We start from the raw sequence: 17,409 nt of genomic DNA, 5'->3' as shown, positions 1-17,409 counted from the left end.
TCAACCTTAATTAACACAGCCACGATAAACACAAACAAAATAGACCAAAAAGACAGTGCTGATACAGACGGCATAGCAGCAATGAAAATGAATAAAAATGCATTGTTTGAACAGCTATCTGGTATTGAGGCCATCGATAAATTTATAGCTTCTGAATTTACACCCACTTCTGTGCTTAGTGAGCAAGAAAATACAACGTGGCTGCATCTTCTGGTTTTGTTGTCGTTTATGCAGCGCCATGGGCACAGCTGTGTGATGCTTAGCGATGTAGCAGGAAAGAACTTGTTTGGCGAAGATGTTAGTGAAAATGCAAGTGTGAGTAATAGCACTCAAACCTCACCATCAAGTGACAACGGCCAAACCGATACGCAAAAGAGAGGGTACACGTTTGATGAACTTACACCGCTTATCGGTGTGGTGAAAAAAGCGTTAAGTGACGAACGCATTTCTCAACTGTTTGTTTATAACAACGGTATGTTTTACAGCCGCAGATATTATGAGTTTGAACAAGAGATAGCGCAGGGTGTCGTTGCTAGAACCGCCTTTACTCCCTTATCCGAAGAGGCATATTCCAAGGTAAAAGCCTTGTGGCCTGCCATGTTTTTCAAAGCACCATCAAGTGCGGCTTCACAAGAGCCTAGCCAAGAGCTAGCGCTTAGCAGCGAGCAAGACTGGCAACAGGTAGCCGTTGCAAAAAGTATTGTACAAAAATTTAGCGTAATTAACGGTGGCCCTGGAACAGGAAAAACCTACACCGTACTGCGTTTGTTGCTAGCCCTTCAAGCCTGCGAGGACAACATCAACATAGTGTTGGCGGCGCCTACAGGAAAAGCGCAGCAGCGTATGACGGAATCAATTAGCGACAGTATTGCTGGCTTGAGGGGGAAAATAGATGACAGTGTGTTAGACCGCGTTCCCACACAAGCAGTAACTATTCACCGGTTGTTAGGGCTAAGAGAACACACGGTATCAACAAAATACAACAGGCAAAATCAGCTTTCCCTTGATGTATTAATTGTGGATGAGGCCAGTATGGTAGACCTTGCCCTAATGACGCGAATAATGAGAGCGCTACCTAAGCATGCGCGCCTGTATTTCATTGGCGATGCTGAGCAGTTGCCCGCTGTAGAGCTAGGAAACGTGTTAGAGCAATTGGTAGAAACGAATGACGACTTAGTTCATTCAGGCGACAAAATGCTCGGCGCAGTGCCCGCTGCGCTGCGTCAGCATATCGCTACCCTATGCCCCCATTTACCTTTATTACCCGTAGATGAAGATGCTAAAACGTGGGTACATACGCTGCGAGCACCACAACGATTCAAAGGGCAAGTGGCGGCAGTGGCAACCGCTATCCAAAAAGGCGAACCGCAGAGGGCCTTGAGCGCGTTAAATAACGCGATAAATAATGCAAAGAACGCAGAATCAATAGCTGATATACCAGTACTAAACGATGGTGTTCATTTATGGCCTGAAGAATGGGTAAACGAGAAAATGCTGCGCAAAATGGCCGTTCAAAGTTTTATGCCTATTTTTGATGCCTCCAATGCATGTGATGCACTGCGTCGACTAAACCAAGTCAGGTGGTTAACGCCGGTGCGCAAAGGCAACATGGGAGTTGAGCGTTTAAATTCATTGGTTTTTGATGCTATTAAACACAAAATTACACGGCGAGAAGGCAACTTCTATCAAGGCCAACCCATCATGATAGTTAAAAATAATCATCCTCAGCGCCTATCTAATGGTGAGGTTGGTATTATTTGGCCAGACAGTAATGGAAAGCTACTTGCGTGGTTTGAAGCTGAGAATGATGAACTAAGGCATATTTCCTTATCTCGCGTGCCCCAGTTTGAAACCGTGTACGCAATGACCATTCATAAGTCGCAAGGTTCTGAGTTTTCTCACGTTGTGCTGCTGCTTCCAAAGCCTGAAACAGAAAAGGCTGCAGGGTTGTTTCACCGTGGCCTGGTATACACCGGGCTTACACGAGCTAAAAAGGGATGTTTGATAATCGCCAATAGTCCTACCTTTAGTGACATGGTATCGCGAGTAGACAAGCGATATTCCGGCTTGGCATTCGCCATTTGCGACGCAGCTGTTGATGAACCGTAATCGATGGTAGATGAATATAATGGATGGTAGATTAATACTATTGGTCTCAGCCATCGAACCAATGTTAAAGCTTTTGATAGAACATTTAAGGATGAATATGAAAAAAACACTGTTATTCACAATCACAGCATTACTGCTGGGCTGTTCATCTACAGAGCCTAATTCTGCAGAGACTAAGGGTGTAAAACTCGACCCCATCGACTTAACCAAAAGCGAGGAGTCAGTGAAAGATTACTGGGTTTTATCTGAAAAGTCTTATCCTTCATATCCAATAGCTGCGGCTAAAAGGAAAATGAACGGGTGTGCCAAAATTCAATTTATTATTAACAGTGAAGGGGAGCCTGAAGACCTAAAAACCATCAACTTTTTACCCGATAATACCTTTGTTGCTGAAACTAAAAAAGCAATTAGCGGGCATCGTTGGGTTCCTTCAGAGACAAACACAACTTTACAGCCGGTATTGTTAACACAATCATGGGATTACGTGTTAGATGATGTGCCCGGTCGGTTCGATTGCGACTCTCAATAGGTTCTGAAAGAGATCTGTTAATACAAGCGATTAAATAGAACTCCCAATGAGAGGCGCTACTCACAACGGCGTAAAGAAAAACGCGCCGTGTTCGTGAACGTCTAATGCGTTTTTAGCAATTGGGTAAAAGCGGGTGGTCATATTCACTCTTAAAATACCCCTATCACAATGCATAAATTGAGACGGTAAAAAAGGTGGTGCGGCACTATTGTCCGCAGCTCCCTGTATACCTTCTTCAATACTTAAATAAGATAACCCGCCAACATCAAGCCAACCGATAACACACCGAGGGCTAGCAACAAAGCTAGGGTGCTCGATAATATCGCTATGAAAGGTGACGTTTGCGCCAAAAACAGGTTTTGTCTGAATGGCGAGGTTTACTGTTGGCTTCAATGTCAGCTTGTATAGTCCATGCACCATAGGGATAATGGTGGTTTGAAAAGCGGTGGTGTTTTCTAACGTATGCATTCTCATTAACACGAAAAGGTGTAGATGATTGAAGTGTGGCTTATCACCAGAAAAGATGCGTTGATGTGGATCAACGCTACGCCTTGCTTTAGCGCAGATTAATCGGCCGTATGTAATAGACCAAACGTAATAGACCAAGCGTAATAAAACATAGCTTTCACGGTGACTCATTATCGACTTCACCGCGACGTTAACTATCATTAAAAACATCAATAGGAACTCTGTGAGCGAACCCACTAAAAGCCAAACGAATGAGCGTGCTGAAAGTACAGAAGCCTATTTTCGGTTTTTGCGTTTAGATATCATGCAGGCATACACACTTAAAAAAGAGATAACAGGAGCGTGGTTTTATAAAGACGACAGTACTGATTTTTTTATTGGGCTTGTGCCTCTAGAGGAGCGCTTTTTTGACGAGCTTAACGATTATGTTATACGTCAGCAGATTAGTTATGATGGGTGCGATCTATTGGTAAAAGCCAAATCTATCAATGAGCCGCTTACAGAAATTTCGATTCCCTACGCAGTTAATAAAATGCTCAAGTATATTGATTGCAAAATTACGGTTGCGATTGAGTAGTGCAGTCGCCTTCGTTAATCATTATAAAAAGATAGTTAAAGAGCCCTGTTTATGTCTAAACATCAGATAAACCCTAAAAAACTTCTGCGCAGCAAATGGACGTCCACGTCGCCTAAAAACAAAGAAAAGCATTTTTTAGTGACTGACGTGACATTCGACGAAGAGGGGGTTGTTGTCTCTTGTGTTCTTGAATCGGTGATGTCAAAAACAGAATACCCGATAAACTGGCGAGATTTAAAAGACACGACAATGTGGCGCCAAGGCTGGAAATAGCAATCAACCCGGTAATCCGATAATGTATTCGATATGATAACGTAGACATAATGTTAGCGTTATTTCGATTTACCAATCTATATTAGTCATCGACATTAGTCATCGACTTAAATTTAATGATGTCGATGACCTTACTCTCCTTAAGGAATCTTTGCTTTTAAAATGATATTAACAAAAGACACAAACACAGAACGTAAGATAAACATCCCGCTATTTGCCATTACCGCTGGGTTTATCAGTGTATTTTGTTTGATGGCCTTAATTGATGTGAGCGCGCTTGCTGCTTGGGTAGACAGCAGCTTCGCTTGGTCGGTAACGTATTTTGGTTTGTATTGGCAAGTACTGTTATTGGCTACCTTTTCAATTAGCCTTGGTATGGCATGTTTGCCAGGCGCTAGAGCTGTAATGGGGAATATAGATAAACCAGAGTTCTCTAACTTCCAATGGGGCTCAATGATCATGTGTACGCTTCTCGCTGGCGGTGGCGTATTTTGGGCAGCTGGCGAGCCCATGGCACATTTCTTAAGTGTGCCGCCGGTATTTGGTGATGTTGAAGCAGGTACTGGCGAGGCTACGGTGTACGCCCTTGCGCAATCTTATCTTCACTGGGGTTTTTTGGCCTGGGCTATTTTAGGTAGCCTGACGGTGATAATGCTTATGTATTATCACTACGAGAAGGGCCTGCCATTAGCGCCCCGAACGTTGCTTTACCCTATTTTTAAGCGCCGCGCTATACAAGGCCCTATTGGTACTATCACCGACGCGGTATGTATTATTGCAGTTGTTGCAGGCACGGTGGGGCCTATAGGGTTTTTGGGTTTACAGGTAAGTTACGGGCTCAATACGTTGTTTGGTATAGCCGACAATGCCACAACTCAAACGGCAGTTATTAGCGTGCTCACCATTGTATATGTTGCATCGGCCATCACCGGGGTGACCAAAGGTATTCAGCTGCTTAGCCGATTAAATATGATCCTCGCAGTCTGCTTGCTGGCGTTTTTAATGGTGACCACCAGTGCAATGTTTGTCATTAGCCATTTCTTTGAGGCGTTGGGCACACACATTACGCACTTTTTTCAAATGGCGTTGTATCGCGGAGATGCGGGTATGTTTGGCGAGGCGGGTTGGTTAGGCTGGTGGACAGTATTCTTTTGGGGATGGTTTATTGGCTACGGGCCTATGATGGCAATTTTTATAGCTCGTATTAGCAAAGGCCGCTCTATTCGCGCAATTGTCATTATGCTGTCTATTATTGCGCCGCTTATCACTATGTTTTGGTTTACTATTGTTGGTGGAACAGGGCTGTCATTAGAGCTTAACGCCCCAGGAGCTATTTCAGCTGCGTTTGAAGGCTTTAACTTACCAGCGGCGCTGCTTGCGGTTACTCAGGCGCTGCCTATGGGCGCCATTGTTTCATTCTTGTTTCTATTGCTTACCATGACGTTTGTAGCCACAACGGGCGACTCCATGACTTACGTGTTATCAGTTTCTATGTCAGACTCTGATCAACCGGCAACGTTTGTGAGAGTGTTTTGGGGCATTGCAATGGGGCTGATGGCCGCCATTCTTATTATGATTGACTCTGGCGGTATAGATAAACTGCAAGCATTTATTGTGGTGAGTGCTGTGCCCGTGTCCTTAATTTTATTACCGTCTTTATGGGATGCACCGCGCATTGTAATTACAAAAGGCAAAGCTAAGGCGAATGATGCTCGGTGAAGCTTGTAGGAATTCTCCGGTATGAATTCTTCGCTATAAAAGCACCGTTATAGCTCGACGTTATAGCTCCACGTTATGACTCCACGTTATAACAGCCCCCAGCATTGACAAAAAATAAACCCGTGAAAAGGAAAGTGCCTTTTCACGGGTTCGTTGTTATTCACCTAAATGTCAAAATTGGTTCTCAAAGCGGCGTGTGCGCTACGGTAATAAAACCAGTTCGTCAAATTTGCAGGTTTACTTTCTCCAGCTTATTTTTCTATGGTAAACGTAAGGCCAGCATTGGCCTCTAATCTGCTAATTAAGCTATCGCCTAGCGCAGATGCAGGCGTGTAAAAACCGCCAGATAAACTTACGTCTTTGCAAAGACACAGCGCAGATTCTGCAATCATTTTACTGGTAGAGCCGTAGCCCGGGTCTTTGTCACCTTTTACTGATACTGCCAGCATATCGCCATTTGTCGCATTGCCAACAAACATGACGTCATAAAACCCATTTTCGCGCTCTTCTTTACTTGGTCCTTCGCCGGGCTTAGGGCCATCATCACTGGCTAACGACTTGTCATTAGCCACATGTTTTGCCATGGCTTCACCTTTTTCACCAGGACCGGTCATAAGCATTTCATCATATTTGAACGCTTTGCCGTAGGCATAGTTACTTAGGTAATTAGCGCGATGCACGTTTTTAGTATTAATGGCAGCCATAATGAAAGGGGCAACCCATGTTCCTAACTGCTCATCAAAATAGGGTTTGTTGCCATCTGGCTGTTCTGTCGCTACGTTTGTATCAGCTAGTGAAAACGGATTAATCAATGCCGCCATTATCGACTTATCTTTCTTCGCCGCTACCATTGTGGCTTTTAGGCTCGCTGCGGTACCGCCAGAAAACGTCCCCTGCATTTTACGCACGCGACCTTTAACGTATTCAATGGCATCGCCGGTTTGTTTCTTTGCGTGTTGTTGCAGATAGTGCACTCCTAAGTCGAAAGGCACAGAGTCGAAGCCGCACGAAAAGACGATATTGGCACCAGTTTCTTTGGCTTTATCATTGTACTTGTTGATCATCTGGTGCATCCACGCAGGTTCACCACATAAATCGGTATACCCCGTGCCATTGTCAACGCAAGCAGAAAGCAGTTTTTCACCGTAAATTTGATAAGGGCCTACGGTAGTCAGTACAACATGAGTTCGTTTTGTCAGTGTATCTAGCGCGCTGTCGTCATCGCCGTCAGCAATAATCATTTCAACAGCGTCACTGATACCTAGCTCTTGTTTTACATCGTTAAGCTTTTGCTCGTTACGGCCTGCTATTGCCCATTTAACGCTGCTGTCGTTGCCGTACTGCGATTGAAAATATTCTGCGACTAATTTTCCTGTGAAGCCGGTGGCACCGAAAATCACCACATCTAAATCTCGTTCAATACTCATACTTGCATCCTGTTTTTAATTTACGTTTTTATGCGTTCTTTTACGTTAGCATTCTTGTGAAAACCAATATTGCGATAGCTAGTCTTATGTTAGCCCAATTAGTTTTCGCTAATCTCGAATTAGGTAAATATACCTATCTCGCGGGCCCGCTATTATTTTTTTGCATAATATTGGTGTATTCATGAAACCGTTAGCCTACTAATTCATTCACAAATTGAGATAGTCTTTCCAGTCCTTTTAGTAAATCACTCTCACTAGTGGCAAATGACAAACGAACGTAATTGTTGGCATTATGTTCACCAAAGTCGTTTCCTGGAGTAAGGGCAACATAGTATTTATCCAATAACGTGTCACAAAACTCGATGGCTGAAAGCCCGGTTTTTTGAATATTGATATACGCGTAAAAAGCGCCGTTAGGCTTTGCATCAACAGGTAGCCCCATCTTTTCCAATGCAGAAAATACCAGTGTGGCCCGTTTAATAAGTAATTGCCTGTTTTCCTCACATTGGCTGAGGGCTTGCGGGGTAAAGCAAGCCAGCGCTGCTTTTTGAGAAAGGGTAGAAGGGCATATAAAGAGGTTTTGTGCTAAACGCTCAACAACGCTTGTCATTTCCTCAGGTACCACACACCAGCCTAAACGCCAGCCGGTCATGCCGAAGTATTTGGAAAAGCTATTAATCACAATAATAGTATCGTGTAGAAGCGTGTTAGCGAGAACGGTTGTTGCCGCAGGCGCAGTTTCATCTCTTGCCGCAGCATCCTCTTGTACAGAAGCGTCTAACAGCAAATCTAAATAAATTTCATCGACAATTAAAAAGCCATCATGCTGTTTACAGATTTTACCAATAGCCAACAGTTCAGCAGCATCAATCACTGTGCCCGTTGGGTTCGCTGGGGTTGCAATGAGTACGCCTCTCGTATTGGGCTTCCAGTGCTTTTCAACATCGTCAGCAGTAAGCTGAAAGTTATGTTCACTAGAGGTGGGAACCAGAGTGACATCCGCGCCAAAAGCGTTCAAAAAGCGACGATTACACGGGTATGAAGGGTCGCCTAAAATCACATTGTCGCCAGGCTCTACCAGTGCCGCGCTGGCTAACAACAGCGCCGCACTTGCTCCGGCGGTAACCACAATGCGTGATGAGAGAATTTTTACATCGTGTTTTTGCTCGTAAAAGCCAGCTATGGCCTCGCGAAGTTCAGGCGTGCCCAGCGCCGATGTATAAGGGTAATCAGGTGAGTCTAACGAGTCTTTCATCGCTGTTATTACAGCGTCTGGGGCACCAAAGTCAGGCTCGCCTAGATTCAGGCGAATAACATCAAAGCCGCTTTTAACAAGCGCCGATGCTTTTTCACCATAGGCCATGGCCAAGAACTCAGAGATACCAGTAGCGCGAGACGTAAACTTCAAAATAGCCAACCTCAATATTGATAGATAAAAAAACAATGTAAGCGGGTACACATTAGGAAATACTCACGATAACTATTCAAGTATTTTCTGTTGATGTATTTTTTACCGACGCAATCATAGGCAAATACAGTCACTTGGGGTAGGCTAACTGAAACAATTCATACTTTACTGTTTCGCATGTACGCAGAAGGAATTAACGAATGCAGCGTTCTACCTTGATTGGTAGGTACACACAGTACCTACGTGCTACCAGCCATTTCATCACCGTTTTGTTTGCGCTATTTATCACGTCATCATCTCTTGCCTTAGCCGCAGTGCCAAGCATCAGTGAGTTTACTGATGGCATGACCAAGAAAAACGGCCTGATCCCCATGTATTATGATGACTCTGCTGATAAGGTGTTTTTGGAAGTACCAGCATCTGATGAGCAGTATCTATTTCAAAGTAGCCTTCCATACGGCGTGGGTTCAAACGATATTGGCCTGGATAGGGGGCAGCTTGGTAGGACTCGATTAATTTCCTTCGAGCGTTTCGGCAATAAGCTATTGCTAACACAGCACAACACCAAGTTTAGAGCTGGCCATGGCTCTGTTGCTGAAAAGCAAAGTATTGATGAAGCCTTTGCCGACTCGGTTATTGCAGGCTTTGCTATTGTTGCGAAAAGTGACGGCGCGAACCTGGTTGACTACACCGATTACCTATTAAGCGATGTTCATGGCATTGGTAACCGGTTGTCTGGCAGTAAGCAAGGCAGCTACAATGTAGATAAAATGCGCAGTGGCGTTTACCTTCCGCGTACGAAAGGATTTGAGAAAAACACTGAGCTTGAAGCCTTGGTCACGTTTAGTGGAAGCAAACCAGGTGACTATGTACAGCAAGTCACGCCTGACGCTGAAAGCTTAAGCGTGCATTTGCATCATTCCTTTGTTGCGCTGCCAGAGGCTGGCTATACACCCCGTGTATATCATCCGTACTCAGGCTACTGGAAATTCAATTATTATGATTATTCTACGGCGATTACTGAGTCGACAGAGCAGCGCTTTATTACTCGTCATCGGCTAGAGAAAAAGACGCCCCACGCTGCAATGAGTGAAGCGGTAGAGCCTATTGTTTATTATTTAGACCCAGGTATACCTGAGCCAGTAATGTCATCGCTTAAAGAAGGCGCTAGCTGGTGGAACCAAGCGTTTGAAGCTGCGGGTTTTAAAGACGCATTTCAGGTGAAAGTGTTACCTGAGGGCGCAGATCCTATGGACGTGCGTTACAACGTTATCAACTGGGTTCACAGAGCAACGAGGGGATGGTCTTACGGCTCTTCTGTTGTAGACCCAAGAACGGGAGAAATAATAAAAGGCCACGTAACGCTAGGTTCATTACGCGTGCGCCAAGACTATTTAATCGCTCTTGGCCTCACCAGCCCGTTTTCGGATGGCAGTGTCGACAATGCAGCCGATACTAGCGCGCAGCAAGAAATGGCCCTAGACAGAATAAAACAACTTTCTGCCCATGAAGTTGGTCATACGCTGGGTATTGCGCACAACTTTGCGGCCAGCGAAAACAATAGAGCTTCGGTGATGGATTATCCGCACCCTCAAATTACATTAAAAGACGGGGTGATTAGCTTAGAAAATGCCTATGACAAAGGAATAGGTGACTGGGATAAGCATGCCGTCACCTATGGCTACGCTACATTTGCCAGTGAAGACGAAGAGAAGGAAGCTCTTGCGAAAGTTATCACTAAAGCAAGAAATGCCGGCCTTGCCTTTAAATCGGATTCAGATACGCGAAGCTCCAGACACGGCTCTGCAAATGGGCATATGTGGGAGAATGGTTCAGACCCATTAGACGCCTTTGATGAAATATCGAAGGTTCGCGATGTAGCGCTTAACAACCTTGGTATGAATACCCTAGCCCCCAATGCCAGCCTTTCGTCACTAGAACACAGCTTAGTGCCCATTTTCTTGCTTCATCGCTATCAGCTTGAAGCAGTAGCAAAACAGGTAGGTGGTTTGCACTATGAATATGAACGTAAGGGCGATTATGTTACCCCACAAGGCCAACAGTTTGTGGCACCTGCGGTGCAGCAGCGTGCAATGCAGCAGTTAATTAAAGCGTCGACGGCAGATTACCTAAGTATGCCTGAAAGTGTGTTGTCGTTAATTCCTCCCACAGCCTACGGCGATGATATTACTCGTGAACAATTTAAGGGTAAAATGGGATTAATGCTCGACCCTGCATCGGCTGCGGCCTCTGCGGCAAACTTCTCATTGTCGCTATTGTTACACCCCGAGCGCCTAAATCGCCTTCAGTGGCAAGTAACAAGCAGCAAAGATAGACGCAAAAAAGTTGACGTTAATCTTTTGATAAAACAAATTCTGAATGTTCATTGGTATAAGAATAAAGATACCAGCGCTATCGCAAAGCGCCTTCAGTTAGTTGCGCTTAACGCCATTATGGAGGCTGTGACTAACAACAAATTGGCACCTGAAGTAAAACTTGCGGCTGATGAAGCTTTGTTAGAGTTTAACGAGTGGTTAGAGGATGAAGCTGATGACGATAAGTACGAAATATTAAACGGATATTTTGACGCTTACTTTAGCAGTGGAACATGGCCTGCTGCGTTTGAGGTAATGCCATTACCACCTGGCTCGCCAATTTAAAAAAAGAGATGTAAAGGCTTTGGAGTAGGCTTTTTTAGTCTCTTAATTAGCCTGCAGATGCCATAGCACTCACCTTAGTATACGCCGTAATATGCGCCTTTAAAGCCAGCTTTGTTAAGTTGGCTTTTTGCGTTTTATGGTTTGAATATAGAAAAGGTTAACAATGGTAACGCCCTGTTTTTTTGCAACATTGTATTAAACAGGTTGTCGACTTGAAGATCGGCGTGTATGAGCAAATTACTTGATACCTTTACAGAGATCTAACGTACCATTCATCATGTTTATAAACTCATCAGCTCCATGATGAAAACGAAGACGATGATGAAGACCAATATAGCGCAACAACCCGTCGCTCGGCGGAGCCTCTCGACAGGCCCCGTTTCAGCGGCTTATGAACTCAAGGTGGATGCGGGAGAGGTGCGACGCGACGAGGCGCAAGTCGCTCTGGCGGCAAAATTGGATGCCCTACATGAGTCTTTAGCCTCGCTGCCACCAGTACCCGTGCGCACCAACTATTCGACAGAGAGCAGTTATGCAGGCAATGGTCCATTGTTACTTGCGCGACCCCTGGTATCCGCCAAGTCCTTTCTTCGAAAGAAGTTCCATTTGTGGTCTTTTGGTCCACCACCGCGAGGCATTTACATTTATGGACCGGTCGGGGTTGGCAAAAGCTTTTTAATGGATCTCTTTTACGCGTCGGTTAATTTTGCTGATGATGATTCTTGCTGTAATAATGACAGCCACAGCCTTACTCATACCAATAAACGCGCAAAAATTACCAAACGCCGCGTCCACTTTCATGAATTCATGCTAGACGTCCATCATCGAGTCTTTGTCTACAAACAGAAACACCCACAAAGTGATGCGATCCCCATCATTGCGCAACAATTGGCACAAGAAGCCCAACTCCTCTGTTTCGATGAATTTCAAGTGACAGACGTTGGCGATGCTATGATTTTGAAACGACTCTTTTTATTCTTATTGGATTGTAATGTCGTGGTAGTGGCCACCTCGAATCGCTCTCCCGAGGCCTTATATGAGAGAGGCATTAACCGATCCCTCTTTTTGCCATTCATAGATATGTTAAAACAGACGTTCGACATTATTTCCATGGAGGATTCTCCCAAGGATTATCGACTCGAAACTCGAGGGGATGGTCAATCCTATCTTTGGTCTAACGAGGATGCTCATGGCGATAATAATGCTGAAAACGACATACGGGCGCAGTTGGAAGAAATATTTGGTGGCACTGCATCCACAACTGAGGCGGAGGACATTCAGGTTCACTTCGGTCGCACCGTCCAGGTCGCCCGATTAAATGATCGGTGCGCCTGGTTTGACTTTGCCGAGTTGTGCTACCAACCGCTCGGCGCGGCCGATTATATTTCCCTTTGCGAGCGATTTCCGGTCATCATCATGGACCGCGTACCCCAACTTACCGCTAATCACCTCAATGAAGCGCGACGATTCGTGACCCTCATTGATGCGTGTTATGAATCTCGCACCCGCTTGGTGCTGGCGGCACAAGTCCCGCTCGACGAGTTGTTTGTCGATTTTGAAGCGCAAGTCGAAAGCAGAGATGGAGATGAAGAATTGTTTGTCAGTGAGAAGGGGGGAAACTCGAGTTCCTTTGCGACGACCATGATCCGCAATAAAGAGGGGGAGCATGTGGAGTGGTCGGCGACGGGTCTGATTGGCGTGTCACTGGCACAATTATCGTCCGCCAATGATCTCGCCTTTTCATTTCGACGAGCCGCGTCTCGGTTGGTAGAAATGGGTGGAAAGGAATGGGGACGGCAATGACAACTTACTTTAAGGTGTCCTACCAACTAAAAAGTGTCTTACATCAGTTGCAGGGGCATCATCCTAATTTGCTAAAACCTGGGCTTCTTGCTCCTGAATCGCTATTACCACGAACGCTTTGAATTGGCTCAGGTAATGTAAAAACTTCAACAACCCAATTGATTACCCAATGCTACGTAAAATGTAAGACAAATTTACATCTATTTTTGTTCAAATAACGGGCTGAATATAGTTTTTACACAGCCCGCGCACGCAGCCGACGGATAGAGGGAGTTGAAGGGGTTTAACGGCAAAATGTAGAAATATAATTCTTTGTTCATATGTCTGCTCCGTCGGACTTTTTGCCTTTTTTAAAATGTCGACTGCCGACATAGAGCAGTCATAAGTGTAGATTTTGCGTTGTGCCCTTGCTGGTGTATTGCCTACATAAGGAATCTTAACTTAAGGGCATCGGAGAGCTATGAGAAATCACAGAACGTATTTTATCTAACGGCCTGCTGAAGACAAGCAGCAGATTCTCGCTTAAACTAATTCATTTCTTTCATCCATCGGATAGGCGTCTGATGTATTTACAAATATCGGTAATTGCAAACAATTTTCTTCGATGAGATAACTAGAACAACAGGGAAGGTTTATTAAAAAATTAGTAATGCCATTAACAATATTTCTTGTTGCTCTTATATGCTTTCTTGTAGTGCTGCTGTCTGTGCAATATTCACCTACTTACGTATATCGATTAGCAACGATGCACGTAGCAGATGTTTATGATTATCAGTTTTTTCCTAATCGAAATATTAATGCGGGTAATTCTGCATCAAAATTCGAGTCAAGACCCAAAGCGCAGTATATTGAGTCGCTATTTGATAGACGACTAGAAGTATCTGGATTTGATTCATTCGACGACTGGGCCTTGAGGTCTAAAACTACATCACTAATCGTGATTCAGAAAGACAAAATTCTCTATGAGAAGTATTTTAATGGTTTTTCTAAAGAGTCCTTTTTTCACTCCCAATCAATGGCGAAGTCATTTATATCATTTTTAATCGGTGCAGCGATTGACGAGGGCGTAATCGAGAGTGTTGATGACTCAATTGTCACATATATTCCGAGTTTAGCTATTCGAGACAGTCGATTTCACAACATCACGATTCGTCATTTATTGGAAATGAAATCAGGATTGAAATACACGACTCATTATGTTCCTTTTACCAATATTCACTCACCTTGGCACGACGAGGCTGTTGGGTATTATCACAATAATGTGCGAAATCGACTTCTTAACGAGATCGAAGTCGAAACTGCGCCCGGGGAGCTTTTCGAATACAACAACTACAATACGAGCTTTCTAGGAATGATTATTGAAAATGCTACAGGTAAAAGTGTCTCCAGTTATCTTGAAGAAAAGTTATGGCTGCAAATTATGGAGTATGATGCATTGTTTTCACTGGACAGTAGTGAATCTGGTTTTGAATACATGCCTAGCCGACTGATAGCTAGGGCCATTGATTACGCGAGGTTTGGTATGTTGTATCTTAATAACGGCCAATGGCAAGGAAAGCAGTTAATATCAGCTTCATGGGTAAAGCAAAGTCTTTCTGAAATTCCGAATTCTTCACCCGATATTTACCCAGACTGGTTCGATAGCGATAATTGTGAAAGAACGTATTACAGTTTTCATTGGTGGGGGCATGTTAATTGCGATGGCAATAATCAATTCTTTGCAACGGGTAATCTTGGTCAAAATATCTATGTCATACCAGACTTACAAATAGTAATAGTTCACACGGGAAATTCGTTGGAATATTACGGTGATCGGGATATGTGGCACATTGCGAAGCAGTTAAGAAAAGATCTTAGTAATTGAAACAGCGATAACTTGAATGCTAAGGCATTCTTTCTCAGCGGCAGCTGCACGTACGACGTGATCGTTCTCTGTCAGACGTTCGATGATCTGATTATGACACCGAAAAGACCGTCACCAAGCAAATCCGTATGTCCGCAATGTCGGATCATCGGACATTATCAATGGGTTTTCTCATTGTCTGCAATTCACTCTTAGCAGCCAAAATTTTGCAATTAGCTCGCAACGCATAGCATTATTCATTTAATAATCAGTGGATTGGTTTTATGCCTGAAAGCAAAAAATTATGCTTTGCGAAAGTATGATGGCGTTTGGTTAAAACAATGAGGTTAACAACACGAGCATGTGTATTTTACCTCGAGAGTAAGACAGGAGCTCGATTGTTGGGTAAAAGTGCAAGACGCAGCCGTTAAATTTAAATTACAGCGAAAGTCCCGAATATTTAGTGCAGGCTACGGTTTTTCATCCGCGCAATTCTTATGGCGGTGCGACTTACCTTTGTAGCGCTGTTGATTTGATATCAGTAAGCCATGCACACGGCATGTACCGCCATCAACCATAAGCGACTTTTAACCGATGTTTAAATATCTTGCCACTGTCTTCTCGCGGCAATGAGTCATGTATGTCGAGTTTTTTGGGCCATTTGAATTTAGCCAATTTCCCCTCTAAAAACTCGTGAACTTGTTGCATCGATAACGCTTCGCCTGCAACGCACTGCACGGCAGCAATCACCATTTCCCCAAATTCCGCATGAGGTGCACCAAAAACGGCACAATCAACAATCTGTGGCATCTCAATTAGCAGCGTTTCTATCTCGGCTGGAAAGATATTGGCGCCACCTGAAATGATCATGTCTTTTTTGCGATCATTAATATACAAAAAACCGTCATCATCTACGTAGCCCACATCCCCTAAGGTGGTATGGCCTGCAACATGCAAGTCGTCAATATTGCCCTGAATATTGGTATATTTAAACGGTCCAAACATTGGTAAATAAACGTAAATTAAGCCAGATTCACCACTGGGCAGTAGCTGCTTATTCTCGTCTAGAATTTTTATCGAACCACCTGGGATAATTCGACCTACCGAGCCCGGCTTTGCAGCTGACTCAGCAGACGAAATAAGCGTCATAAAACCTAACTCACTGGCACCATATGATTCAAAAAAAATGGGACCAAACCAGTCAATCATGGCTTGTTTTACCTCGACAGGACAAGCAGAACCGGTTGACAGGGCATAGCGCAGACTTGATATATCGTATTGCTGACGGACTGCTCTTGTGAGCTTTAATAAGCGAATCATCATGGTTGGTACAATATAGATATGAGTGATTTTATGTTGTTGCACATCGGCTAAAAATCGCTCCGGGTCGAATTTTGCTTCAACAAACACCTCAATATTACCTGCGGCAAGGCAACTTAAGGTCAAGGCATGGGGAGCACTATGATACAGCGGTGCGGCAATGTAAAAACGATCGCCACTATTAAGTTGCAGCAAGCTTTTTGCGAGACCAGCAAATACGACAAAAGGGTCGGGGCTTTGCTCATTATAATCACGCTTTATCCCCTTCGGTTGGCCGGTACTACCTGAAGTGTAAGAAAACATTCCTCTGAAGCGCAGTGGCTCAGATTCAACCATAGGACTGTGTGCCAATAGTGGATATAAACGCTCTATCGCGTGATGTGCACTGTTGTCTGACATGTTTTTTACCGCATAACGCTCTGCGATCACGCTCGGTGTGTCAACCACGAGTACCGCAACACCTACAGGTAGCGGAGCTAAAAAGTCGGCCAATAAATCGTTGTGAGCCACCAGCACTTTAGCCTTGCTGTCGAGCAAAATCGGCATGAGTTCAGCTTGGGTATTATGCCAGTTTAAGGCAACGTAATATGCGCCAACGTAACGACATGCCAACACAACTTCGAACATCGTGGGATCGTTTCTTAGCAAAACAGCGATTACATCGCCCTTTTTCAGCCCTTTTTGCTGCAAAACATACGCTAATTTTTTCGCGCGCTGCACCATCAACTCGCGTTTAACTGGTGTTCCACTCAAATAAAAATCACCCGACATTCACTGATTCCTAGCAAGTAGCTCATCACTCGAGAATAACGCACCCCGCGCTTACTTTTTCATCATTTTTATAAATACCGTTCTATTATTGATATGAATAATTAGAGGGCATAACAGAGTATAAGTAAAACAAACGCTATATGCTATCCTTCGTTGTAGCTGGCTTTTAGTGTGGCTAGATGTCCGTTACGAAGATGGTTTAGGCATTTGGATTAATTGCACAGTTTTCATTGTTTGATCTTTTCAAGTCTTTGGTACAGCAATAGTAAAAATTGAGTGCAGGCTGCCCTACCAAAAGAATCTAGGTCTTAGTATCTTATTTTGCTTATTGTCTACGCTCCAAAGTTAAAGTCGCGTTGAATATTGAAGTCGTGCTCTTCTTCAGGTGGTGCACGCAAAGGGGGTAATAGAGTTGCTTGTGAAGAAGTAGGGTGTTTTTTATCTAAATGCTTCAATATTTTTTGAATAACGTGGCTATCTATAATGCAAGCAATTATGGTGA

Annotated in this window: 12 protein-coding genes; 8 read left to right on the top strand and 4 right to left on the bottom strand. The window is 44.1% G+C overall.

Annotation, left to right across the window (positions count from 1 at the left end):
* Positions 1-81: 81 nt before the first annotated feature.
* Together recD and O9X84_RS13675 are read left to right on the top strand one after the other, a co-directional pair.
* Positions 82-2,109, top strand: coding sequence for an exodeoxyribonuclease V subunit alpha (recD, locus tag O9X84_RS13680; protein ID WP_269520338.1), 2,028 nt, complete (start codon positions 82-84; stop codon positions 2,107-2,109).
* Positions 2,110-2,206: 97 nt separating this feature from the next.
* Positions 2,207-2,638: an energy transducer TonB gene (locus O9X84_RS13675; protein WP_269520277.1), complete on the top strand. Its 432-nt coding sequence runs from the start codon at positions 2,207-2,209 to the stop codon at positions 2,636-2,638.
* 60 nt (positions 2,639-2,698) lie between these two features.
* Here O9X84_RS13675 and O9X84_RS13670 read toward each other — a convergent pair whose 3' ends face one another.
* Positions 2,699-3,316 carry a hypothetical protein gene (locus tag O9X84_RS13670; protein ID WP_269520276.1) on the bottom strand — a complete coding sequence of 206 codons (618 nt, stop codon included), beginning with the start codon at positions 3,314-3,316 and terminating at the stop codon, positions 2,699-2,701.
* Between the two features lie 13 nt (positions 3,317-3,329).
* Between O9X84_RS13670 and O9X84_RS13665 the strand changes: the two genes are divergently transcribed.
* From O9X84_RS13665 to O9X84_RS13655, 3 genes are all read left to right on the top strand, one after another.
* Positions 3,330-3,683, top strand: a complete 354-nt coding sequence (locus O9X84_RS13665) for a hypothetical protein (protein ID WP_269520275.1) — start codon at positions 3,330-3,332, stop codon at positions 3,681-3,683.
* Between the two features lie 51 nt (positions 3,684-3,734).
* Positions 3,735-3,956 (top strand): TIGR02450 family Trp-rich protein, encoded by a 222-nt coding sequence (locus O9X84_RS13660; RefSeq protein ID WP_163106688.1) that lies wholly within the window; start codon positions 3,735-3,737, stop codon positions 3,954-3,956.
* A 162-nt stretch (positions 3,957-4,118) separates the two neighbouring features.
* Entirely contained in the window at positions 4,119-5,675 is a 1,557-nt protein-coding gene (locus O9X84_RS13655) for a BCCT family transporter (protein WP_269520274.1), read from the top strand.
* 251 nt (positions 5,676-5,926) lie between these two features.
* On the opposite strand, the gene O9X84_RS13650 is transcribed toward O9X84_RS13655, so the two are convergent.
* Together O9X84_RS13650 and O9X84_RS13645 are read right to left on the bottom strand one after the other, a co-directional pair.
* Positions 5,927-7,102, bottom strand: coding sequence for a saccharopine dehydrogenase family protein (locus tag O9X84_RS13650; RefSeq protein ID WP_032096611.1), 1,176 nt, complete (start codon positions 7,100-7,102; stop codon positions 5,927-5,929).
* A gap of 190 nt (positions 7,103-7,292) precedes the next feature.
* Positions 7,293-8,510, bottom strand: coding sequence for an aminotransferase class I/II-fold pyridoxal phosphate-dependent enzyme (locus O9X84_RS13645; protein ID WP_269520273.1), 1,218 nt, complete (start codon positions 8,508-8,510; stop codon positions 7,293-7,295).
* Positions 8,511-8,710: 200 nt separating this feature from the next.
* On the opposite strand from O9X84_RS13645, the gene O9X84_RS13640 reads away from it, so the two are divergent.
* The 3 genes from O9X84_RS13640 to O9X84_RS13630 all read left to right on the top strand — a co-directional run bounded on the left by O9X84_RS13640 (position 8,711) and on the right by O9X84_RS13630 (position 14,837).
* Positions 8,711-11,170: a zinc-dependent metalloprotease gene (locus O9X84_RS13640; RefSeq protein WP_269520272.1), complete on the top strand. Its 2,460-nt coding sequence runs from the start codon at positions 8,711-8,713 to the stop codon at positions 11,168-11,170.
* Positions 11,171-11,488: 318 nt separating this feature from the next.
* Positions 11,489-12,973, top strand: coding sequence for a cell division protein ZapE (zapE, locus tag O9X84_RS13635; protein ID WP_269520271.1), 1,485 nt, complete (start codon positions 11,489-11,491; stop codon positions 12,971-12,973).
* 649 nt (positions 12,974-13,622) lie between these two features.
* The gene (locus O9X84_RS13630) at positions 13,623-14,837 is read left to right on the top strand and encodes a serine hydrolase domain-containing protein (RefSeq protein ID WP_269520270.1); all 1,215 of its coding nucleotides are present in this window, start codon (positions 13,623-13,625) and stop codon (positions 14,835-14,837) included.
* Positions 14,838-15,386: 549 nt separating this feature from the next.
* On the opposite strand, the gene O9X84_RS13625 is transcribed toward O9X84_RS13630, so the two are convergent.
* On the bottom strand, positions 15,387-16,907 hold the full coding sequence (locus O9X84_RS13625; protein WP_269520269.1) for an AMP-binding protein: 1,521 nt from the start codon (positions 16,905-16,907) through the stop codon (positions 15,387-15,389).
* Positions 16,908-17,409: the final 502 nt, after the last annotated feature.

Source organism: Alteromonas sp. BMJM2 (assembly GCF_027257845.1).
Lineage (GTDB): Bacteria > Pseudomonadota > Gammaproteobacteria > Enterobacterales > Alteromonadaceae > Alteromonas.
Note: the sequence above shows the minus strand (reverse complement) of the source record. Positions and strands in the feature narration are given on the sequence as shown.

Excerpts from the sequence above, each read along its gene's own strand:
- O9X84_RS13630 (WP_269520270.1), top strand. The coding sequence starts at position 13,623 with ATGCCATTAACAATATTTCTTGTTGCTCTTATATGCTTTCTTGTAGTG.
- O9X84_RS13675 (WP_269520277.1), top strand. The coding sequence starts at position 2,207 with ATGAAAAAAACACTGTTATTCACAATCACAGCATTACTGCTGGGCTGT.
- O9X84_RS13655 (WP_269520274.1), top strand. The coding sequence starts at position 4,119 with ATGATATTAACAAAAGACACAAACACAGAACGTAAGATAAACATCCCG.
- O9X84_RS13625 (WP_269520269.1), bottom strand. The coding sequence starts at position 16,907 with ATGTCGGGTGATTTTTATTTGAGTGGAACACCAGTTAAACGCGAGTTG.
- O9X84_RS13650 (WP_032096611.1), bottom strand. The coding sequence starts at position 7,102 with ATGAGTATTGAACGAGATTTAGATGTGGTGATTTTCGGTGCCACCGGC.
- O9X84_RS13670 (WP_269520276.1), bottom strand. The coding sequence starts at position 3,316 with ATGTTTTTAATGATAGTTAACGTCGCGGTGAAGTCGATAATGAGTCAC.
- O9X84_RS13640 (WP_269520272.1), top strand. The coding sequence starts at position 8,711 with ATGCAGCGTTCTACCTTGATTGGTAGGTACACACAGTACCTACGTGCT.
- recD (WP_269520338.1), top strand. The coding sequence starts at position 82 with ATGAAAATGAATAAAAATGCATTGTTTGAACAGCTATCTGGTATTGAG.
- zapE (WP_269520271.1), top strand. The coding sequence starts at position 11,489 with ATGATGAAGACCAATATAGCGCAACAACCCGTCGCTCGGCGGAGCCTC.
- O9X84_RS13660 (WP_163106688.1), top strand. The coding sequence starts at position 3,735 with ATGTCTAAACATCAGATAAACCCTAAAAAACTTCTGCGCAGCAAATGG.